This window comes from Streptomyces sp. NPDC086023 (assembly GCF_044540325.1).
Classification (GTDB): domain Bacteria; phylum Actinomycetota; class Actinomycetes; order Streptomycetales; family Streptomycetaceae; genus Streptomyces.
The window spans coordinates 215,215-235,227 of sequence record NZ_JBITRX010000008.1; the positions used below are offsets into that span (position 1 = coordinate 215,215).

Consider the following 20,013-nt stretch of genomic DNA (forward strand, 5'->3'; position numbering starts at 1 on the left):
TGCCGTCGCCTTCTGAGGTGCATCGCCTTCAGGTGGCGGGAGTGGCGGGACGGCCCCGGAGGGCGTCCCGCCAGCCCCCTGCTGCTCAGCCCGTCGGGCGGCCCGTCGCCACCGCGTAGAAGGCCACGGCGGCCGCCGCGCCCACGTTGAGGGAGTCCACGCCATGGGCCATCGGGATGCGGACCCACTCGTCGGCCGCGACCAGGGCCTGGGTGGACAGCCCGTCGCCCTCGGCGCCCAGCATCAGCGCCACCCGGTCCAGGGTGTGCGGGGCCGCCTCGTCGATGGCGGAGGCCTTCTCGTGCGGGGTGAGCGCGAGCAGCTTGAACCCGGCCTCCCGCACCGACTCCAGCCCCTTCGGCCAGGACTCCAGGCGGGCGTAGGGCACCGAGAACACCGCGCCCATCGAGACCTTGACGGAGCGTCGGTAGAGCGGGTCGGCACAGTCCGGGGAGAGCAGCACCGCGTCCATGCCGAGGGCGGCCGCGCTCCGGAAGATCGCGCCGATGTTGGTGTGGTCGTTCACCGACTCCATGATCACCACCCGGCGGGCGGTGGCCAGCAGTTCGTCGGCGGTGGGCAACGGCTTGCGCTGCATGGACGCCAGCGCCCCCCGGTGCACGTGGTAGCCGGTGACCCGCTCGGCGAGCTCCGGGCTGACCGCGTACACCGGGGCCGGGAGCTCGTCGATGACGTCGCGCATGACGTCCACCCACTTGGCCGAGAGCAGCATCGACCGCATCTCGTACCCGGCGCTCTTGGCCCGTCTGATGACCTTCTCGCCCTCGGCGATGAACAGGCCCTCGGCGGGCTCTCGCTTGCGCCGCAGTTCTACGTCGGTCAGGCCCGTGTAGTCGCGCAGGCGCGGGTCGTCGGGGTCTTCGACGGTGATGAGATCAGCCACAGGGTGATACTGCCTTGTCCTGGGTGTGGTGCCAACGGCCGGGTACGAGATCTGTTACCCGCGGTTACTCGGTGCGGCCGGATCAGTCGGTGACCGGCTCGGTCGCGATCGGCGGGATGCCGACGTTGACCACGTCGCCGATCACGATGACGGCGGGCGGCCGGACCTCCCGGGCGGCCACGGTCTCGCCGACGGTGGCCAGGGTGGCGTCGACCCGGCGCTGGGCGGCCGTGGTGCCCTCCTGGACGACGGCGACCGGGGTCTCCGGGGACTTCCCGTGGGCGACCAGCGTCGCGGCGATCGCGCCGATCTTGTCGACGCCCATCAGGATCACGAGGGTGCCGGTGAGGCGGGCCAGGGAGGCCCAGTCGACCAGCGAGCGCGGGTCCTCGGGCGCGACGTGGCCGCTGACCACGGTGAACTCGTGGGCCACGCCCCGGTGCGTGACGGGGATGCCGGCCGCGGACGGCACGGAGATGGAGCTGGAGATGCCGGGCACCACCGTGCAGGGGATGCCGGCCTCGGCCAGCGCCTGCGCCTCCTCCATGCCGCGGCCGAAGACGTACGGGTCCCCGCCCTTGAGCCGCACCACGGCCTTGCCGGCCTTGGCGTGCTCGATGAGGGCGTTGTTGATGGCCTCCTGCGCCATGAAGCGCCCGTACGGGATCTTCGCGGCGTCGATCACCTGGACGTGCGGCGGCAGTTCGTCCAGCAGGTCGCGGGGGCCGAGGCGGTCGGCGATGACGACGTCGGCCTCGGCGAGCAGCCTGCGGCCGCGGACGGTGATGAGATCCGGGTCGCCGGGGCCGCCGCCGACCAGCGCCACGCCCGGGTTCCGGGCCGGCCCGCGGTGGGCGGGGGCGGCCAGCGAGCCGTCGCGCAGGCCCTCGACGATGGCGTCGCGCACAGCGGCGGAACGGCGGGGGTCGTTGCCGGTGAGCACCGCCACGGTGACGCCCTCGGTGCGGCCGGTGGCGGGGGTCCAGGCAGTGGCCGCCTCGGCGTCGTCACTGCGGACGCACCAGATCCGCTCGCGCTCGGCCTCGGCGGAGGCGCGGTCGTTGGCCTCGCGGTCGCGGGTCGCGATGAGCGCGTACCAGGCGCCGGCCAGGTCGCCCTCCTGGTACCGGCGGCGCTCCCAGCGGATCTCGCCGGTCTCCGCCATCACATCCACGGAGGGGGTGGCGGACGGGGAGATCAGCACGACGTCCGCACCGGCCGCGACCAGCGCGGGCAGCCGGCGCTGGGCCACCTGGCCGCCGCCGATGACGACGACGCGGCGGCCGGTGAGGCGCAGCCCAACGGGGTAGGCGGGGGTTTCGGCCATGACGGTGCGCTCCTGAGTGGCGGTGGGCCTGTTTCGCCGCTGCTGCGCTGGAGCGGCGTGTCGGTGACGTGCGGGTTTGCCGGTGGTGCGGGGTCCACGATACGGCGCGGGTCCCCTGCGGGGTGCGGGGCGGGTCCCTAGGCGGGGCTGGCCGGTCCCGTGCCGGGTGCCGGTCCCGTGCCGGGTGCGGGTCGTTGCCGGGTGCGGGTCGTTGCCCTGCGGGGCTGTCCCTCCCCCAGCTACCGCTGGGAGGTGCCCCCAACCCGCCCTTCCTCCGTTCCTCCCCCAGCTACCGCAGGGAGGTGCCCCCAGGGCTCCGCCCGGACCCCTTCGGGGGCGCTGCCCCCAGACCCCCAGCTCCTCAAACGCCGGAGGGGCTGAATCTGCCCCCCGGGGCTATACGAAGCCTCGCCGGCGTTTGAGGCGCTGGGGGTCCCCCCAGCGGTAGCTGGGGGAGGGTCTGGGGGCGGAGCCCCCGGTTTCGGGACGGGGGTCCCCCCGGACGAAGTCTGGGGGAGGGCGGGGTGGGGAACCGGCTCCGCGCAGCGGCAACGGCCCGCACCCCCACGGCAGCGGAAGTTGGCGGGGCTACTTTTCCGTGACGCCCGCCGAGTCGAAGGTGGCCACCTCGTGCATCGCGCGGGCCGCGCTCTGCACCAGCGGGAGGGCCAGCAGGGCGCCCGTGCCCTCGCCCAGGCGGAGGTCCAGGTCGACCAGCGGGCGCAGGCCCAGCTTGTTGAGGGCGGCCACGTGCCCCGGTTCGGCACTGCGGTGACCGGCGATGCACGCCGCCAGCGACTCGGGAGCGATGGCACGGGCCACCAGCGCCGCGGCACCGGCGCTGACGCCGTCCAGGATCACCGGCGTACGCAGCGACGCGCCGCCCAGCACCAGGCCGACCATCGCCGCGTGCTCCAGGCCGCCGATGGCGGAGAGCACGCCGATCGGGTCGGACGGATCCGGCTGGTGCAGTTCGAGCGCGCGGCGGACCACGTCGACCTTGCGGGCGTGGGTCTCGTCGTTGATGCCCGTGCCACGGCCCGTCACCTCGGCCGGGTCGACGCCCGTGAAGACCGAGATCAGGGCGGCCGACACCGTGGTGTTGGCGATGCCCATCTCACCGGTCAGCAGCGCCTTGTTGCCCGCCGCGACCAGGTCGCGGGCGGTCTCGATGCCGACCTCGATGGCCGCGACGGCCTCCTCGCGGGACATCGCGGGACCGGCGGTCATGTCGGCGGTGCCGGGACGGACCTTGCGGGGCAGCAGGCCGGGGGTGGCCGGGAGGTCGCCGGCGACGCCGACGTCCACGACGCACACCTCGGCGCCGACCTGGTTCGCGAAGGCGTTGCAGACCGCGCCGCCGCCGAGGAAGTTGGCGACCATCTGCGAGGTCACCTCCTGCGGCCAGGGGGTGACGCCCTGGGCGTGCACGCCGTGGTCACCCGCGAAGATCGCGACGGCGGCAGGCTCCGGGATCGGCGGCGGGCACATCCGGGACAGCCCGGACAGCTGCGCGGAGATGATCTCCAGCATGCCGAGGGCACCGGCGGGCTTGGTCATCCGCTTCTGGCGCTCCCACGCCTCGCCGAGCGCCTTGGCGTCCAGCGGCCGGATGTTGCCGACGGTCTCGGAGAGCAGGTCGTGCGGCTCCTCGCCGGGCAGCGCGCGGCGGCCGTACGTCTCCTCGTGGACGACCCAGGACAGCGGACGGCGCTTGGACCAGCCGGCCTGCATCAGCTCGGGCTCGTCCGGGAACTCGTCGACGTACCCGACGCAGAGGTACGCGACGACCTCCAGGTGCTCCGGGAGGCCCAGCGCGCGGACCATCTCACGCTCGTCGAAGAAGCTGACCCAGCCGACGCCCAGGCCCTCGGCGCGGGCGGCGAGCCAGAGGTTCTCCACGGCGAGCGCGGAGGAGTACGGGGCCATCTGCGGCTGTGTGTGGCGGCCGAGGGTGTGCCGGCCGCCACGGGTCGGGTCGGCCGTGACGACGATGTTGACCGGGGTGTCGAGGATGGCCTCGATCTTCATTTCCTTGAACTGCTTGGCCCGGCCCTTGGGCAGCGACTTGGCGTAGGCCTCGCGCTGCCGGGTCGCCATCTCGTGCATGGTCCGCCGGGTGTCGGCGGAGCGGATCACGACGAAGTCCCAGGGCTGCGAGTGGCCGACGCTGGGAGCGGTGTGGGCCGCCTCCAGGACGCGCAGCAGCACCTCGTGCGGGATGGGGTCGGTGCGGAAGCCGTTGCGGATGTCGCGGCGCTCGCGCATCACGCGCAGGACGGCCTCGCGCTCGGCGTCGGCGTAGCCGGGGGCCGGGGCGGGGCGGTCCACGGCTTCGGTCCCGGCCTCGGCCTCGGTGGCGGGCTGCTCCGCGTCCTCGTCCGCCGCGGAAGCCGTGGCGGCCTCGGCCGGCTCCGGGGACTCGGCGAGCCCCGGCTCGGCGACGGGCAGCGGCACGGCCTCGGGAGCCGCGGACTGCTCGGCGACCGGCTCGGGCCGGGGCTCGGCGGGCACGACGGGCTCCGCCGGCACGACGGGCTCCGCCGGCACGACGGGCTCCGCCGGTACGACCGGCTCGGCAGCCGGGACCTGGACGGCGGCCGGCACGGCGCCGGAGACCAGGACGTCGGCCAGCACCGGCTCCGCGGCGGCAACGGGCGCCGGCGCGTCGACGGGCACCGGCACGGCCTCGGGGGCCACGGGCTGCACGGCCACCGGCTCGACGGCCACGGGCTGCGGTTCGACGGGCTCGGCCGCGGCGGGCACCTCGGCCACCGGCTCCGCGGGAACGGCTTCCACGGCCGGTGCCTCGGGCTGCGCGGGCTCGACACCTGCCGCCTCGGCCACGACGGTGGCCGCAGCGGTCTCGACGGCGGCCGGCGCGACCGGGACCACCGGCTCGGCGGCCTGCGGCACGACGGCCTCGGCCACGGGCTGCGCCGCGGCGGCCGGCTCCACGGCCACCGGCTCCGGCGCGACGGGCCCGGCGACCGGCTCGGCGACCGCCTCGGCCGCGACAACCGGCTCGGCGGCGACCGGCGCAACGGCCGGTGCCTCCGCGCCGGCCTCCGGAACCTCGGCGGCCTCGGCCGGGACGGGCTCCGGAGCCGCGGGGGCGCCGAGGGCCTCCGCGGGTGCGGCGGAGTCGGCCGGCTGCTCCGGCTCGGCGGCCGCGGCCGCCGGGACGACCGTTTCTGCAGGGGCCGGGGATGCGTCAGGGGTGGCCGCCACGGGCTGCGGCGCGGCCACCGGGCCCTGCGCGGGCTCGGCCACCGGCGCCACCTGGGCGGCACCGTCGCCCCAGGGCGCCCCGGCCTGCGGCGGGATCTCGCCGAGCTGCGGGCCGGGCAGCACCACGGACTCGGTGCGCGGGACGTCGAGGTACTCGGGGCCCGTGGTGGGCGGGCCGGGCTGCCGCACCGGTACGGGGGTGGGCTGGACGGCGACGGGCGGGACGGGCGGGACGGCGGCGGCGGCCGGAGCCTCGGCCGGCGCGGCGGGGCCCCGGTCGGCGAGGGAGCGTACGAGACCGCCGGTGGCGTCCGGCACGGGCGGGCCCATGTGCAGCGGACGGCGGCCGGCGGCCGTGGCGCCGGGTGCGGCCGCCGGGGGAACCCGTACGCCCCCGAGGTCGACGTGGCCGGAGTCGCGGCCCGCGGCCTCGTGCGCGCCCGCCTCGTAGGCGACGGCTCCCGTGTCGAAGGTGCCGGTCTCGAACACGCCGGTCTCGAAGGTGCCCGTCTCGACGGTCTCCTGGACGAAGGGGTTCGGCGGCACGACCTGCGGGTCGCTCCACGCACCCTGCGCGCTCGGCATCAGCAGGATGTCGTCGTCCTCGGCGCCGTTGTCGGCGGGGTCGACGAAGGCGTAGGCACCGGGCACGGGGGTGTGCTGGTCGGCAGCGGGGATGCCGCCCTGCTGATCCACCATGCCCGCGTTCTCCGGGAAACCCTCGCCCGGAACCTGGCCGGTGTCAGTCATGCGTACCCCTCGCCCATCGGTTGTGCTTCTGCGATCAGCTCACCGGGCGCCCGATCGCGGCACACCCCGGCGCCCGTCATGAAGAACGAGCGGGTGCGCCGCGCGGCACGAACGCCCGCCGACTACTGAAGCATTGTCGCGTCCGTTCGCCGCCGTGACAGCCCTTGCCGCCACGGCCCGCTGTGGACTGCGCCACGTCGCGCGTCCCCTCCGGCCTCGCCGTACCACAAAAGGCGCCCAAGCGGGGCGCCTTCTCCGGACATTGGTGGACGATTCCACCACGCGGCCCAGTGCGGTACAACGATCGGCCAGCCTACCCCCCGTGGCGCGGCGTCAGGATCACGGGGCGCGGTCCACGCGTTCGGCCGCGAGCAGGAAGACGACGGACCGCTCGTGTTCCTCCCAGGTGCGGGTGTCCAGCCCGAGGGACTGGAGGAGTACGCACTCGACCGCGTACCCGCCTTCGGCCAGCGCCCGGCCGAGCCGCTCGGCCTCGTCGCGGGTGGCGGCGTGGGTGACGATCCGTTCGGGGCGGCGGTCGGCGCAGGCGGCGACCACCTCCGGTCCCCCGCCGCCGACGCGCACGACGTCGGGTTCGGGCAGGGCTTCGAGGACGTGCGGTGCCCGGCCCTGGACAGTCTGGACCTGTACGCCCCGCGCCCGGGCTGCGGCCGTTACGCGTTCGCAGGCGCGTGGGTCGGCGTCGATGGCGATGACGGCAGCGCCGAACGCGGCGCAGTCGACGGCGAGGGCTCCGCTGCCGGTGCCGATGTCCCAGACGAGGTCGCCGGTGCGGGGGCCGAGCCGGGCGAGCTGGGCGGCCCGGAGCTGGGCGCCGCTGCCCTCGGTGGCGTCGGGTTCGGGGCGGGCCCAGCCGCGGTCGCGGACGGAGCCGACGGTTCCGGCGAGCCAGCCGCCGTCGTGTCCGTCCACGCTGCCGGCGCCGCCGATGACGATGACGACGTTGGGGTCGCGCCAGCTGTGGTCGGCGGCCTTGTCCGAGGTGAGGACGGTGACCTGCTCGTTGGCGGTGCCGAGCTCCTCGCAGATGACGAAGGTGCGGTGGACCCCGTCGAGGAGGAGGGCGAGTTCGGCCGGTCCGGCGCCCGGTGAGGTGAGGACGGCCACCTTGGGGTGGGCACGGCAGACGTTCACGGCGCGGCGGAGCGTACGGGGGTGGGCGACGACCACCCGGGCGTCGTCCCAGGGCATCCCGGCGCGGGCGAAGGCGGCGGCGACGGAGGAGACGGCCGGGACCACCTCGACCTCCAGGCCGTGCTCGGGGGCGCGGAGGGTGCGGACCACTCCGAAGAAGCCGGGGTCGCCGTCGGCGAGCACGACGGCGGTGCCGCGGTGGCCGGCGATGCGGCCGGCGGCGAGGCCGATGCTGCCGAGGCGGACGCGCTCGGCGGTCTCCGGGATCTCGGGGAGCGCCAGGTGGTGGGCGGCTCCGGCCACGAGGGTGGCGGCGGAGAGCGCGGAACTGGCGGCCCTGGTGAGGGGCGAGCCGTCCCAGCCGATCACCGTGACCCGGTCGGCCATCGTCGTCAGTCTCCTTAGGTCCTCACCCCCGGCGGCTGCCGGTCTGTACCAACCGGCGCGGGCATCGTGAGACTACCTGGTCATCGGCTCAGTTCCAGTCGGTGTAACCGGCGTATCCGCCCGCGTCGACCATGCGGTCGTCGACGCCGTCGAGGTCCTCCGGCAGCAGGCTCCAGACGATGAGGTCGGTGCGGACCTCGGCCCAGCCGCCGTCCTGCGTCTGGGTGCGCACTATCCCCGCGTTGCGGAGCACGCCTTCACTGATGCAACCGATGCGCTGGGCGACCTGCTGGGAGGCGGTGTTGTCGGCCGCGGTGCGCAGTTCGAGGCGTTCGAACTTCTGGTCGCTGAAGAGCCACTGGGCGACGGCGAGCACGGACTCGCAGGCGTAGCCCTCGCCGCGGGCCCAGGGGGCGGTGACGTATCCGACCTCGGTACTGCGGGTACGCCAGTTCGTGTTGCGCAGGTGGACGTAGCCCACCAGACGCTGGGTGAGGAACTCGGTGACGGCGAAGAGGATGCCGCGGCCCTCGGTGCGCTCGGCGGGCGCGTGCTGGAGGGTGCGGGCGCGGGCGTCCTCGGCGGTGTAGGGGTGGGGGGCCGAGGTCCAGGCCGTGACGAGCTCGTCGTTCATCATCTCGGTGAACGCCATGACGTCGGCTTCCTCGAAGGGACGCATCACCAGCCGGTCGGTGCTGATCGAGACGTCCGGGAAGGTGGTAGTCATGCGCAGCTCCATGCCAGTGGGACCGGTTTCCGGGCCGTTTCCGTGTCGTAGGCGGCCAGTTGGGGGGACTCCTTGGCACAGCATGCAGCATCGGCCGGGAGAAGTGCATGGGCGGGTGTCCGCGTTGCGGACACCCGAAGGCCCCGCGCGCCGGACGGCTGCGCGGGGCCCCTGAGGGACCGTCGAATCAGGCCTGGGGGGCGCCGAACGCCGGGATGACCGAGCCGTCGTACTTGTCCTCGATGAACTTCTTGACCTCGGGGGAGTTCAGGAGCTTGGCGAGCTTCTGGACGCGCGGGTCGTTCTCGTTGCCCTTCTTCACCGCGAGGAAGTTGGCGTACGGGTTGCCCTCGGCCTTCTCCAGGACCAGGGCGTCCTTCGCGGGCTTGAGGTCGGCCTCCAGGGCATAGTTGCCGTTGATGACCGCGGCGTCGACGTCGTTCAGGGCGCGCGGGACCGTGGCGGCCTCCAGCTCCTTGAACTCCAGGCCCTTCTTGTCGGTGATGTCGGAGAGCTTGGCTGAGGTGCCGACGCCGTCCTTCAGCGTGATCAGGCCGTTGGCGGCGAGCAGCTGGAGGGCGCGGCCCTCGTTGGTGGTGTCGTTGGGGACGGCGATGGTCTGGCCGGCCTTGATGTCCCCCAGGCCCTTGACCTTCTTGGAGTAGAGGCCGAGGGGCTCCAGGTGCACGTTGACGACCGGGACGATGGTCGTGCCGTTCTTGGCGTTGAAGTCGTCCAGGTACGGCTTGTGCTGGAAGTAGTTGGCGTCGACCTGGCCCTGCTGGGTGGCGGTGTTGGGCAGGACGTAGTCCGTGAACTCCTTCACCTCCAGGTCGAGGCCGGCCTTCTTCGCCAGGTTGTCCTTGACGAAGTTCAGGACGTCGGCGTGCGGGCTCGGCGAGGCCGCCACGACGAGGGGCTTGGACGCGGCGTCCTTGCCGCCGTCGGCCTTCGAGGAGGCCGGGTCGGAGGAGGTGCCGCAGGCGGTGAGGCCGAGGGCTATCGCGGCGGTGGCGGCAGCGGCGGCGGTGAGCTTGGTGTTCTTGCGCACGAAGAGTGCCTCTTTCCTGGTGGTGCTGACTGCGCCCGAGCACGACGAGTGCGGGCTGAGGGGGAGGGAAGTCTGTGGGTCAGGCGGTCCGGCCGCGGCGGGCGAGCAGGCGTACCACGCCGTCGCCGACGAGCTGGATGACGGTGACGATGGCGATCAGGACCACGACGGTCGCGATCATGAAGCCGGTCTCGAAGCGCTGGAAGCCGTACGTGATGGCCTTGGAGCCCAGGCCCTCGCCGCCGACCGCGCCGGCCATGGCGGAGTAGCCGACCAGGGTGATCACGGTGGTGGTGACGCCGGCGACCAGGGAGGGCAGGGCTTGCGGGAGGAACACCTTCCAGATCAGCGTGGGGACGCCGCCGCCCATGGACTGGACGGCCTCGACCAGTCCGTGGTCGACCTCGCGGACCGCGGTCTCGACGAGGCGGGCGAAGAAGGGGATGGCGCCGATGGCCAGCGGCACGATCATCGCCGTGGGCCCGATGAAGGTGCCGACGACGAAGGTGGTCACCGGGATGAGGAAGATCAGCAGGATGATGAACGGCAGCGAGCGGCCGATGTTCACGATCACGCCGATGATCTTGTTGAGGATCCGGTTCTGGAGGAGTCCGCCCTTGTCGGTGAGGACGAGGAGGATGCCCAGCGGCAGGCCGCCCGCGACGGTGACCAGGGTGGACCACAGCACCATGTAGAGGGTGTCGTAGGTTCCCTGGGTCAGCAGGGGCTGCATCTCCGACCAGCTCACTTGGCACCTTCCTTGACCGGCGCGCGGCCGGCGGTCCGGACGCCGGCGTCGGCGACGGCGTCCTCCTCGTCCACGATGTCCACCTGCAGGCCCCGCTCGCGCAGGAAGCCGACGGGCACGACGTTGTCCTCGTAGCGGCCGGGCAGCTCGATCCGCATGCGGCCGATCTGCCGGCCGGCGACGGTGTCCATCGCGGCGCCGAGGATCGATATGTCGATGTTGTACGTACGGGAGAGCTGGGAGATCACCGGCTGCGTGGCGGCCTCGCCGTGGAAGGTGACGTCCACGACGGTGCGGTCGGCGCCGGTGGCCGCGCCGCTGACCGGGAACAGTTCCGCGGCGAGCTCCGAGCCGGGGGTGGCCAGCAGTTCCGAGACGGTGCCGGACTCGACGATCCGGCCGCGCTTCATCAGGGCTGCGGAGTCGCAGATGCTCTTGACCACGTCCATCTCGTGCGTGATCAGCAGGACGGTCAGGCCGAGCTGCCGGTTCAGGTCGCGCAGGAGCTGGAGGATCGAGCGGGTGGTCTCGGGGTCCAGGGCGCTGGTCGCCTCGTCGGAGAGGAGCACCTTGGGGTCGCCGGCCAGGGCGCGGGCGATGCCGACGCGCTGCTTCTGGCCGCCGGACAGCTGGCCGGGGTAGGCCTTGGCCTTGTCGGCCAGGCCCACGAGGTCGAGGAGTTCCAGTGCCTTGCGGGAGCGCTCTCGGCCGGAGACGCCCAGGATCTCCAGGGGCAGCTCGATGTTGCCGGCGACGGTGCGGGAGGACAGCAGGTTGAAGTGCTGGAAGACCATGCCGATGCGGCTGCGGGCCTCGCGGAGCTCCTTGCCGGCGCGGCGGGTGCCGCCGGCGAGGGCGGTGAGGTCCGTCCCGCCGACGGTGACGGTGCCGGAGGTGGGGCGCTCCAGCAGGTTCACGCAGCGGATCAGGGAGGACTTGCCGGCGCCGCTCTGGCCGATGACTCCGTAGACCTCGCCCTCGCGGACGTGCAGGTCGACGCCGTCCAGGGCGGTGACCTCGCGGCCACGGGACTGGTAGACCTTCGTGAGGCCCGATGTGGTGATCACAGGAATTCCGTCGCTGTCGAGTGCGCGGCGCGGGCGTGCCGGGCACGGGGCAAACATCTGGGGCGCGAAACGGGCTGAACCGGGAAAAACCGGTGGGCAGCGCATGCGCGGGGCAGGAACCGGTCCGTACTGGTGTTCAGCGGGCGGACAGGCTCGGCCGGGTCTCGCTTCGGGGCGCGAGGCTCAGGAAAGGGGCCCTCAGAAGGCGCACATTCGACACATACAACGAGCACCGGGCGTCATCATCGCCTCGGTCGCAAGGGTGCGGCTGCTCGTCGTGGTCATGGGCATCAGTAAAGCAGACAAGCCCCCGGACCGATCACGACTGTCCGTATAGCGGACAGAATCCGGCCACATAACGGACAGGGCGGGGCACTCCCAGCCCTCCGTCCCGACCTCCGGACCACCCGCCGTGACCTGCGCGGACACGGCCGAGAGGCCCCTCGGGCCCCGGTCCGCGACGCACACGCGAGCGGGGTGCGCTGTGGTCAAGGCCACGGTCCCCATGCCCGCGGGCAGCAGGTCCGCCGCGATCTCGGCGGGGTGCGGAAGGCCGTGACCTTGGGGAAGGCCCGGGCCGGGGGCCCCGCGCATCGGGTCTTTCGGCCCGTAATACCCTCGCTGCATGCTCGACGCCCTCACCCTCACCCTCGGCGTGGCCGCGCTGGCCCTGGCCGTGTGGTGCGGCCACGCCGCGTACAAGGACCAGCCGACCAAGGACTGGCACTTCATCGGGATGGCCGTGGTGACCGTGCTGGCCCTGGCCCAGCTGGTCATCGGCGCGGTGCGGCTGTTCCAGGGCGCGCAGCCCGACGAAGGCGGCGTGATCTTCGTGGCGTACCTGGTCGGCGCCTTCGCCGCCGTCCCCGCCGCCGGGTTCCTGTCGCTGTCCGAGCGGACCAGGTGGGGCTCGGTGACGGTGGCCGCGGGCGCGGTGGTCCTCGCCGTCCTCGAAGTACGGCTCAGCGACATCTGGGGAGGCACCGGTGCCTGAGACGGCCGAGGTCACGAACGGGCGCCGGCGGCTGGTATCCGGCCCCGGCCTGCTGCTGGTCTGGCTGTACGGGGTGATGGTGGTGGGCGCGCTGTCGCGGTCCGTCTACCAGATCTCCACCGAGTTCGACCGGGCCCCGCTGGCCTACTCGCTCTCCGCCGTGGCCGCGCTCGTGTACGCCTTCATCACCTATTCCCTGGTGCGGGGCGGCGAGAAGGCCCGCAGGGCGGCGCTGGTGTGCTGCGCCGCCGAGCTGGCCGGTGTGCTGGTGGTCGGCGCGTGGACGCTGGTGGACCCGGCCGCCTTCCCCGACGCGACCGTGTGGTCGGACTTCGGGATGGGGTACCTGTTCATCCCGGTGGTCCTGCCGGTCACCGGGATGCTCTGGCTGCGCGCCCGGCGCTGAGCGCGGGGCGCGCGTACCGGAGCGGGGCGCGCAGGGCTCAGGCGCTGACCGCGTAGCTCCCGGGCTCCTTCGCGTCCTTCTCCAGGACGATCAGGCGTACGCCGTCCTCGCCGGTGCGGTCGCCGACCGGTACGTACCCGGCGCGGCGGTACAGGCGGAGGTTGCCCTCGCTGCGGTGGCCGGTGAACAGCTGGTACTTCACCGTGCCGGAGCGGCCGGCCAGCGCGTCCTCGACGGCGTTCAGCAGCCGCGCGCCCAGACCGTGGCCCTGCAGGCGGGGGTGGACGCAGAGCTTGCCGATCCGGCCGGTGCCCTCCTCGGCCGCGGCGCCGCGGACCATACCGACCACCTCGTCGCCGAGCCGGGCCACCAGCACGCAGTCCGAGGCGAGCTCGGCCCTGACCGAGTCGAGGGACTGGACGAGCGGCTGGATGCGGTAGTTGCCGTAGAGCTCCGCCTCGCTCTGGAAGCACAGGTACTGGAGTCTGAAGATCTGCTCGGCATCGTCCGCGTCCGCCGCAGAGATGGTCACGCTCATGCCCATGTGCGCATGCCTCCCGCTCACCAGATAGCCCGTCGGTCTACCGCTCCCTTCCCCGGAGTTCAGGAGCCGCAACCTCTGCCGCCAGCATTCTGCGCAGACATCCCAGGCAACGGGAACGAACGGGCCCAAGACTTCCTTGTGAGATACCCAACTCGCCTGCGATTTCTCGGTAGGTGAGGTCCCTGGGCGACAGAAGCGCCCGTAACAGCTCCGGGCACCTGCCCGGCAGACGGGCGACGGCCGACCGGAGCACCCGCTGCTCCTCCCCGTCCAGGGCGGCCCGCTCCGGCGAGCTCTCGGCGCCGGGGGCGACGGCCGCGTACGGCACCTCGCGCAGGGCCCGGCGGCGGGCCGCACGCGCCTCGGCCCGGACGGCCCGGCGCAGCCAGCGGGCCGCCTCGGGGGTGCGGCCGGCGGCGGTGTCGCGCTCCAGCAGGCGCAGCCAGACCGCCTGTTCCAGGTCGGCGGGGTCGACCCCGGCGGCGGGGGCCTCGGCGGCCGCCTCCGCGGAGAGCAGGGGGCCGAGTTCGGTTACCAGGTCCATGCCCGGGGGACGGGCGTGCCGTGGCCGGCGGTTTCGTCTCCGGCCATGGCTCAGCCGTACGAGAGGTTCCGCCCCGCGGTTGACGGCGCGCGGGGCGGGCTGAACGTTCCTCCGGGTCCCGGCGCGCGGACGTTCCGGCGCGCGGACCTTCCGGCACGCGGACGTTCCGGCACGCGGAGGTTCCCGGTCCGGGGAAAGAGCCCTGGACCGGGGGCCTAGCTGTAGGGCCCGGTGAAGTCGGCTGCGGCCAGCAGCGCGGTGTCCGGCTGGTCGGTGAAGATGCCGTCGATGCCCTGCGCGAAGTACGTGCGCAGGGCGCCGAAGACGTCGCCGTACGCGGTGGGGTCGGTGCCCCTGCGGAAGTCGGCCGGCAGGAACTGGTTCTCGTTGCGCGCCGTGTAGGGGTGCAGGACCAGACCGTGCGCGTGCGCGTCCCGCACCAGGGTGGTCGGCGTGCCCAGCCGCCCGGCGGCGTCGCGAGGGATGACCAGGTCGAGGGTGGGGCCGATGCCCTGGGCGAACCCGGCGATCCACTTCAGGCCCTCGGGCGTGACCAGGTCCGCCACCGTGCGCGGGTCCCCGGCCTGCTCGAAGTCCCAGGGCCGGGAGGCGGCCGCGGACAGCAGCACCACGCGCGGGGAGTCCACCAGGCGGCCCAGCCGCTGGATGCTGGAGGGCTCGAAGGACTGCAGGAACACCGCGGAGTCGCGGCGGTCGCGCCCGTACCGGCGCAGCAGCCGCGCGAGCGGCTCCTCCAGGCCGAGGCCGAGGCCGCGGAAGTAGCTGGGGTGCTTGGTCTCGACGTGCAGCCAGACCTCCCGGCCCCGGCGGCGGCCCTCGCGGCGGGCCCAGCGCAGCACCTCCTCGAAGGTGGGCACGGCCCAGCGGCCGTCGTAGAGGGTGTTCCGCTGGCGGACGGCCGGGATGCGCTCCTTCGCGCGCAGGGTCTTCAGCTCGGCGAGCGTGAAGTCCTCGGTGAACCAGCCGGTGACGGCCACGCCGTCGACGGTCTTGGTGGTGCGCCGGCCGGCGAACTCCGGGTGGTCCGCGACGTCGGTGGTCCCGCCGATCTCGTTCTCGTGCCGGCACACCAGGTGCCCGTCCCTGGTCGGGACCAGGTCCTGCTCGATCACGTGCGCGCCCAGGTCCAGGGCCAGCTGGTACGAGCCGAGGGTGTGCTCGGGGCGGTAGCCGCTGGCGCCCCGGTGGCCGATCACCGCGGGCACCGGCAGCCGCCGGTGGCCGCCCTCGCCGCCGTGCCCGGCCGCCGCCTCCGCGCCCGCGGGGGCCGGGCTCCCGGAACCCGTCGCGGCCGCGGCGGGTGCCAGGCCCACGGCGGTCCCCCCGGCGGCGAGCACCGCCGCGCCCAGCACGCTGCGGCGCGCCGTCCCTCCCTGCGTCATGAGTGCTCCTCACCTCGGTGGGGCCCCGCGCCCCGGGATCTCCGGGGCCTGAAGGCCCGCATCGGTGCGGCGATGGTAGGCAGCGGCCCCTTACATCGGGGCGATCCCGGCCGGAACATGGCGGAAACACGCGTCAACACTGCGTATCCGATCTGTGAACCCGATGTGCGATCAGCGCAGAGCCGCGAGTATGGTCCTCACCTGCACTGACTTCGTGCCGTGCAAGAACCGCTCACGACGCCGGAGGGCTCTGTTGTCCCGTTTCGCGCTGATCAGGGGATCTCTTCGACCGCTCCTGCGCCTGATGTTCCGCCCCCAGGTGGAGGGCGTGGAGAACATTCCGGGCACCGGCCCGGTCATCCTCGCGGGCAACCACCTCACGTTCATCGACTCGATGATCCTCCCGCTGGTCTGCGAGCGGCAGGTGTGCTTCATCGGCAAGGACGAGTACGTCACCGGCAAGGGGCTCAAGGGCCGCCTGATGGCCTGGTTCTTCACGGGCGTCGGCATGATCCCGGTGGACCGCGACGGCGCGAACGGCGGGGTCGCCGCCCTGATGACGGGCCGCCGCATCCTGGAGGAGGGCCGGATCTTCGGCATCTACCCCGAGGGCACCCGCTCCCCCGACGGCCGCCTGTACCGCGGCCGCACCGGCATCGCCCGGCTGACCCTGATGACCGGCGCGCCGGTCGTCCCGTTCGCGATGATCGGCACCGACAAGCTCCAGCCGGGCGGCGCGGGCCTGCCGCGCCCGGGCAAGGTCACCGTCCGGTTCGGCGAGCCGATGGAGTTCTCCCGGTACGAGGGCATGGACCGGGACCGCTACGTGCTGCGCGCCGTCACCGACTCGGTGATGTCCGAGGTCATGCGCCTCTCGGGCCAGGAGTACGTGGACATGTACGCGACCAAGGCCAAGGCGGCCTGACCGCTCCGTCCGTCGAGGAGGGCCGGATCCCCGCGGGGGTCCGGCCCTCCTCGCGTTCACTGGCGGCTCAGCGACCGGGTGATGCCCGCGGCGATGGTGGTCGCGAGGGTCCAGCCGGTGACGATCAGCAGGTACGAGAGCCACTGCTGCCACCCGCGGGGCGCGAAGGCCGCCTCCTGTCCGAAGCCGATGATCGGCAGCAGCAGGTCGAGGGTGTAGAAGGCCGGGTTGAACTCGGGGGCCTCACCCGGTTTGAGGGGTGGCGGGGTGCGGACGGCGAAGGCCAGCGAGCCGGCGAGCAGCAGGGCGGCCAGCCAGCCGGCCGCCCGCATCGGCCGGAACCCGTAGCCGACCGTGGCGTCCTGGAGGTGGCCCCACAGCCGGGCGAACCGGGGCAGCGTGCGGCGGTGGCGGCGGAGCTTGGCGAGCTGGACGGTACGGGCGGCCGCCTCGTCCCCCGCCGTGCGGTACGCGGCGGCGAGCTGCTCGTACGCGTACGGCAGGTAGCCCGCGTCGTCGCGTTCGAGGAGCGGCAGCCGTTCCTCGGGAGGGCGGTGCGGTGCCAGCGTGCGGTAGGTCAGGCCGTCGAGGCGGACGCGCTCGGGCCACGCGGCGGGCGGGGCGTGGAGCATGTCGAACTGGGAGCGGCGCAGGTTGACGATGCCCTTGACGGGCTCGGCGTCGCGCAGCCACAGCTCGCCGACGTCGGCGCTGCTGATCCGCAGGGCCTGGTCGCCCGGGTTGGACAGGACGGCTCGGTGCAGGTCGAGCTGGCCGGGTATCCGGGCGCCCTTGAGGTCGATCCGGCCCTCGGCCCGGATGTCCTTGGCGGACAGGTCGGTGCCGACGGACAGGGTCTCGGCGTGGATGGCGCTGCCGCCGGGGTTGGAGAACGAACCGCCGTCGAGGAGCACCCGGCCGGTCACGGTGGTGCCGTTGAGCAGGAACCGGCCGTGCACCGTGAGGCGCTTGGCCCGGATGTCGGTGCCGACGGTCGTGTGGTTGAGCAGCAGGCTGGTGGGCTGGGACTCCTCGCCCCGGAGGGAGGCTCCGGGGGTGCCGATCACGGCGTCGTTGAGGAAGATCCCGCCGCCGATGCGGGCCCCGGAGAGCTTGAGCTGGCCGGTGACGCGGCAGCAGGAGAGCCGGAAGTACACCTCCAGGTCGAGGTTGGAGGCCTCCAGGCCGGGGAGGACGGAGTCGGTGAGGACCAGGGCCCGCATCCGGGCCGCGTAGAGGTCGGGCTCCGCCTCGAAGTGGCACGAGCGCAGGCGTACGGGCTGGTCGATCACGGCGTATTTCAGGCGCAGGGTGCCGGTGATCCGGGCGCCGTGGAGGTTGAGGCCGGCGGCGGCACCCTCCTGGGTCGGGGCCGTGAGGAGCAGGGACCGCAGGACCTCGGCCCTGATGGTCCGCTCGGGACCCCAGGAGGCGCCGTCGGCCGGGTCCTCCTCGGCGCCCTCGCGGAAGTCCACGGGCTCGTCGAGCGGGAACGCCTGCCAGACGCGGCGTTCCGCGGGGGTCAGGTCGGTGATCTCCACCAGCCGGATCGTGCCGGGCTCATGATCACACTGTCAACCAGGGCCGGAGGGAACCGGCCTGGCGGGGCGTCAGCCCCGGCCGGTCCGGTTCCCTCCGTGACGTCGTTCTCCGGGCGAGGTCGCTTCCCCGGTCGCGTCAGTGCTCGACGCCGTCCGCCAGCTTCTGGCCCCGCAGCAGGAACCAGGCAGCCGCTGCGGTGGCCAGCAGCACCGCGGCACCGACGCCGGAGGCCATCCGCAGGCCCTCCACGAAGGCGTCCTGAGCGGCCGCGGTGACCGCCCCTGCCGTGGCGTCCGGCAGGGTCCCGGCCGCCTCGATGGCGCCGCCGAGCGAGTCGTGGGCTGCCTGGGCGACGTCGGCCGGCACCTCGGCCGGGACCTGGAAGCCCCGGTAGACGCCGGTCACGATCGAGCCCAGCAGGGCGATGCCGAGGGCGGCGCCCAGCTCGTACGCGGTCTCCGAGACGGCGGAGGCCGAACCGGCCTGCTCCTTGGGCACGCTGGACAGGATCACGTCGGCGGTGACCGTGAAGGAGAAGCCGGCGCCGACGCCGACCACCAGCAGCGCCGCACCCAGCACCGGGTAGCCGCTGTGGGCGTCGATGAGGGTCAGGGTGCCGAGCGCCAGGCCGATGCCGGCCAGGCCGGCGGTGACCACGGACCGCACCGAGTACCGTCGGGCCACCCGGCCGGCGATCAGGCCGGTGGCCACGGCGCCGACGGCGGCCGGCAGTTCGGCCAGGCCGGCCTCCAGCGGCTGCCGGCCCTGCACCAGCTGGAGGAACTGGGAGAGGAAGAAGACCAGTCCGGACAGGCCGAACACGGTGAGCAGGTCGGCCAGCACGGCGCCGGAGAACCCGCGGTGGCGGAAGAGCCGCATGTCGAGCAGCGGCGCCGGGAGGGTCAGCTGGCGGCGTACGAAGGCCCAGAGCGCACCCGCGCCGATCAGCGCGGCGGCCAGCACCTGGCCGTTCAGGCCGTGGCCGGCGGCCTCCTTGACGGCGTAGACCAGGCCGATGATGCCGACCAGCGACAGGGCGACGCTGAGCAGGTCCCAGGGCCCGGCGACAGCGTTCTTCGACTCGGGGAGCAGCTTGGCGCCGACGAGCACGAGGACGGCCATGACCGGCAGGTTGATCAGGAAGACCGAGCCCCACCAGAAGTGCTCCAGCAGGAATCCGCCGACGACCGGGCCGACGGCCGCGCCGGCGGACGCGGTGGCGCCCCAGATGCCGATGGCGAGGCTGCGCTCCTTGGGGTCGTGGAAGATGTTGCGGATCAGGGCGAGGGTGGAGGGCATCAGGGTGGCGCCCGCCACGCCGAGCAGGGCCCGTGCGACGATCATCATCTCGGGGCTGGTGGCGTACGCGTTGAGCACGGAGACCGCGCCGAACGCGACGGCTCCGGTCAGCAGCAGCTTCTTGCGGCCGATGCGGTCGCCGAGGCTGCCCATGGAGACCAGCAGACCGGCGATGACGAACGAGTAGACGTCACCGATCCACAGGAGCTGGGCGCCGGAGGGCTTGAGGTCCTCGCTGAGGAAGGGCGTCGCGAGACCGAGTACGGTGGCGTCGACCGCCACCAGCAGCACGGCCAGCACGAGCACGGAGAGCGCGAGCCAGCGGCCGGGGCTCCTCACCTCCGGGCCTTCCACTGCTCGCAGCTGTTCTGTACTGGTCATCTCTCACTCCGTCGTACGCCACCGAGCAGCAGCTCGGTGACCATGTGTTGGAAGTCCTTGGCGGCGACCCGGCCGTCCATCACGGACCAGGCGCAGGCGCCGACGAGGCCGTAGAGGGCCTCGGTCAGCCAGGCGGGGCTGAGGTCGATCCGGATGTCGCCCTCGTCCTGGCCGCGCCGGAAGAGCGCGGAGACGCGGGCGTCGAGCCGGGCCCATCCCTCGTTGATCTGGTCGCCCTCGAACAGCTGGTTCTCGGTGACGAGGAAGGCCAGCAGCTGGGCGTTGGGCTCGGATTCGGCGATCAGGCGGCGCAGCGCGTCCACCGCGCTGTCCTCGTCGAGCCGCGCCCGGTCGAAGGCCTGCTCGAACTCCCGGATGCCGAGCTCTTCGAGGGCCCTGACCAGCGCGTCGCGCCCGGCGAAGTGCCGGTGCAGCGTGGCGCGGCCGATGCCGGCGGCCTTCGCCACCTCGTCCATCGTCGCGGTCGACTTGCGGGCAAGCAGGGCGGCCGCGTCGCGGAGCACCTGGTCACGATCCATGGCCATGAGACAATCATACCCCAAGTGAGACGCCAATGTCTCATTTTATTGGATGGCGGGTCCCAGGAGACCCGGGAAAGGCTGTGCCG

Annotated in this window: 17 protein-coding genes; 3 read left to right on the top strand and 14 right to left on the bottom strand. The window is 73.3% G+C overall.

The genetic code is table 11. The features are described 5' to 3' along the window. Nucleotides 1-85: 85 nt before the first annotated feature. From ACIF6F_RS18220 to ACIF6F_RS18255, 8 genes are all read right to left on the bottom strand, one after another. Nucleotides 86-904 (bottom strand): TrmH family RNA methyltransferase, encoded by an 819-nt coding sequence (locus ACIF6F_RS18220; RefSeq protein ID WP_399947621.1) that lies wholly within the window; start codon nucleotides 902-904, stop codon nucleotides 86-88. An 82-nt stretch (nucleotides 905-986) separates the two neighbouring features. Next, nucleotides 987-2,231 carry a uroporphyrinogen-III C-methyltransferase gene (gene cobA, locus ACIF6F_RS18225; protein WP_399947623.1) on the bottom strand — a complete coding sequence of 415 codons (1,245 nt, stop codon included), beginning with the start codon at nucleotides 2,229-2,231 and terminating at the stop codon, nucleotides 987-989. A gap of 588 nt (nucleotides 2,232-2,819) precedes the next feature. Then, the gene (gene cobT / locus ACIF6F_RS18230; RefSeq protein ID WP_399947625.1) at nucleotides 2,820-6,212 is read right to left on the bottom strand and encodes a nicotinate-nucleotide--dimethylbenzimidazole phosphoribosyltransferase; all 3,393 of its coding nucleotides are present in this window, start codon (nucleotides 6,210-6,212) and stop codon (nucleotides 2,820-2,822) included. 339 nt (nucleotides 6,213-6,551) lie between these two features. Further along, entirely contained in the window at nucleotides 6,552-7,754 is a 1,203-nt protein-coding gene (gene cbiE, locus ACIF6F_RS18235) for a precorrin-6y C5,15-methyltransferase (decarboxylating) subunit CbiE (protein WP_399947627.1), read from the bottom strand. A gap of 88 nt (nucleotides 7,755-7,842) precedes the next feature. Further along, entirely contained in the window at nucleotides 7,843-8,481 is a 639-nt protein-coding gene (locus ACIF6F_RS18240; protein ID WP_399947629.1) for a GNAT family N-acetyltransferase, read from the bottom strand. A 187-nt stretch (nucleotides 8,482-8,668) separates the two neighbouring features. Next, the gene (locus tag ACIF6F_RS18245; RefSeq protein ID WP_399947631.1) at nucleotides 8,669-9,532 is read right to left on the bottom strand and encodes a MetQ/NlpA family ABC transporter substrate-binding protein; all 864 of its coding nucleotides are present in this window, start codon (nucleotides 9,530-9,532) and stop codon (nucleotides 8,669-8,671) included. A gap of 79 nt (nucleotides 9,533-9,611) precedes the next feature. Further along, nucleotides 9,612-10,280: a methionine ABC transporter permease gene (locus ACIF6F_RS18250; RefSeq protein ID WP_399947633.1), complete on the bottom strand. Its 669-nt coding sequence runs from the start codon at nucleotides 10,278-10,280 to the stop codon at nucleotides 9,612-9,614. Next, the gene (locus tag ACIF6F_RS18255; RefSeq protein WP_399947635.1) at nucleotides 10,277-11,347 is read right to left on the bottom strand and encodes a methionine ABC transporter ATP-binding protein; all 1,071 of its coding nucleotides are present in this window, start codon (nucleotides 11,345-11,347) and stop codon (nucleotides 10,277-10,279) included. The genes ACIF6F_RS18250 and ACIF6F_RS18255 overlap by 4 nt, the downstream gene beginning before the upstream one ends. A gap of 625 nt (nucleotides 11,348-11,972) precedes the next feature. Here ACIF6F_RS18255 and ACIF6F_RS18260 point away from each other — a divergent pair. Together ACIF6F_RS18260 and ACIF6F_RS18265 are read left to right on the top strand one after the other, a co-directional pair. After that, nucleotides 11,973-12,341 carry a hypothetical protein gene (locus ACIF6F_RS18260; protein ID WP_399947637.1) on the top strand — a complete coding sequence of 123 codons (369 nt, stop codon included), beginning with the start codon at nucleotides 11,973-11,975 and terminating at the stop codon, nucleotides 12,339-12,341. Beyond that, nucleotides 12,334-12,747, top strand: a complete 414-nt coding sequence (locus tag ACIF6F_RS18265) for a hypothetical protein (RefSeq protein WP_399947639.1) — start codon at nucleotides 12,334-12,336, stop codon at nucleotides 12,745-12,747. Before ACIF6F_RS18260 ends, ACIF6F_RS18265 begins: the two co-directional genes overlap by 8 nt. A 37-nt stretch (nucleotides 12,748-12,784) precedes the next feature. Here the strand turns inward: ACIF6F_RS18265 and ACIF6F_RS18270 are convergent, their stop codons facing one another. The 3 genes from ACIF6F_RS18270 to ACIF6F_RS18280 all read right to left on the bottom strand — a co-directional run bounded on the left by ACIF6F_RS18270 (nucleotide 12,785) and on the right by ACIF6F_RS18280 (nucleotide 15,238). After that, complete coding sequence (locus ACIF6F_RS18270) at nucleotides 12,785-13,291, bottom strand: GNAT family N-acetyltransferase (protein ID WP_399947641.1); 507 nt, start codon at nucleotides 13,289-13,291, stop codon at nucleotides 12,785-12,787. Nucleotides 13,292-13,328: 37 nt separating this feature from the next. Next, complete coding sequence (locus ACIF6F_RS18275) at nucleotides 13,329-13,835, bottom strand: RNA polymerase sigma factor (protein WP_399947643.1); 507 nt, start codon at nucleotides 13,833-13,835, stop codon at nucleotides 13,329-13,331. A 215-nt stretch (nucleotides 13,836-14,050) separates the two neighbouring features. Further along, a complete protein-coding gene (locus tag ACIF6F_RS18280; protein ID WP_399947645.1) occupies nucleotides 14,051-15,238 on the bottom strand; it encodes a glycerophosphodiester phosphodiesterase in 1,188 nt (395 codons plus the stop codon). Between the two features lie 190 nt (nucleotides 15,239-15,428). On the opposite strand from ACIF6F_RS18280, the gene ACIF6F_RS18285 reads away from it, so the two are divergent. After that, nucleotides 15,429-16,163, top strand: coding sequence for a lysophospholipid acyltransferase family protein (locus tag ACIF6F_RS18285; RefSeq protein ID WP_399947646.1), 735 nt, complete (start codon nucleotides 15,429-15,431; stop codon nucleotides 16,161-16,163). A gap of 56 nt (nucleotides 16,164-16,219) precedes the next feature. On the opposite strand, the gene ACIF6F_RS18290 is transcribed toward ACIF6F_RS18285, so the two are convergent. The 3 genes from ACIF6F_RS18290 to ACIF6F_RS18300 form a co-directional block, all read right to left on the bottom strand. Beyond that, nucleotides 16,220-17,704 carry a membrane-associated oxidoreductase gene (locus ACIF6F_RS18290; RefSeq protein ID WP_399947648.1) on the bottom strand — a complete coding sequence of 495 codons (1,485 nt, stop codon included), beginning with the start codon at nucleotides 17,702-17,704 and terminating at the stop codon, nucleotides 16,220-16,222. A gap of 136 nt (nucleotides 17,705-17,840) precedes the next feature. After that, a complete protein-coding gene (locus ACIF6F_RS18295) occupies nucleotides 17,841-19,385 on the bottom strand; it encodes a DHA2 family efflux MFS transporter permease subunit (RefSeq protein WP_399947650.1) in 1,545 nt (514 codons plus the stop codon). Beyond that, entirely contained in the window at nucleotides 19,382-19,930 is a 549-nt protein-coding gene (locus ACIF6F_RS18300; RefSeq protein ID WP_399947652.1) for a TetR/AcrR family transcriptional regulator, read from the bottom strand. The genes ACIF6F_RS18295 and ACIF6F_RS18300 overlap by 4 nt, the downstream gene beginning before the upstream one ends. Nucleotides 19,931-20,013 lie beyond the last annotated feature (83 nt).

Excerpts from the sequence above, each read along its gene's own strand:
- cobA (WP_399947623.1), bottom strand. The coding sequence starts at position 2,231 with ATGGCCGAAACCCCCGCCTACCCCGTTGGGCTGCGCCTCACCGGCCGC.
- cobT (WP_399947625.1), bottom strand. The coding sequence starts at position 6,212 with ATGACTGACACCGGCCAGGTTCCGGGCGAGGGTTTCCCGGAGAACGCG.
- cbiE (WP_399947627.1), bottom strand. The coding sequence starts at position 7,754 with ATGGCCGACCGGGTCACGGTGATCGGCTGGGACGGCTCGCCCCTCACC.
- ACIF6F_RS18240 (WP_399947629.1), bottom strand. The coding sequence starts at position 8,481 with ATGACTACCACCTTCCCGGACGTCTCGATCAGCACCGACCGGCTGGTG.
- ACIF6F_RS18260 (WP_399947637.1), top strand. The coding sequence starts at position 11,973 with ATGCTCGACGCCCTCACCCTCACCCTCGGCGTGGCCGCGCTGGCCCTG.
- ACIF6F_RS18270 (WP_399947641.1), bottom strand. The coding sequence starts at position 13,291 with ATGGGCATGAGCGTGACCATCTCTGCGGCGGACGCGGACGATGCCGAG.
- ACIF6F_RS18275 (WP_399947643.1), bottom strand. The coding sequence starts at position 13,835 with ATGGACCTGGTAACCGAACTCGGCCCCCTGCTCTCCGCGGAGGCGGCC.
- ACIF6F_RS18280 (WP_399947645.1), bottom strand. The coding sequence starts at position 15,238 with ATGACGCAGGGAGGGACGGCGCGCCGCAGCGTGCTGGGCGCGGCGGTG.
- ACIF6F_RS18285 (WP_399947646.1), top strand. The coding sequence starts at position 15,429 with ATGGTCCTCACCTGCACTGACTTCGTGCCGTGCAAGAACCGCTCACGA.
- ACIF6F_RS18295 (WP_399947650.1), bottom strand. The coding sequence starts at position 19,385 with ATGACCAGTACAGAACAGCTGCGAGCAGTGGAAGGCCCGGAGGTGAGG.
- ACIF6F_RS18300 (WP_399947652.1), bottom strand. The coding sequence starts at position 19,930 with ATGGCCATGGATCGTGACCAGGTGCTCCGCGACGCGGCCGCCCTGCTT.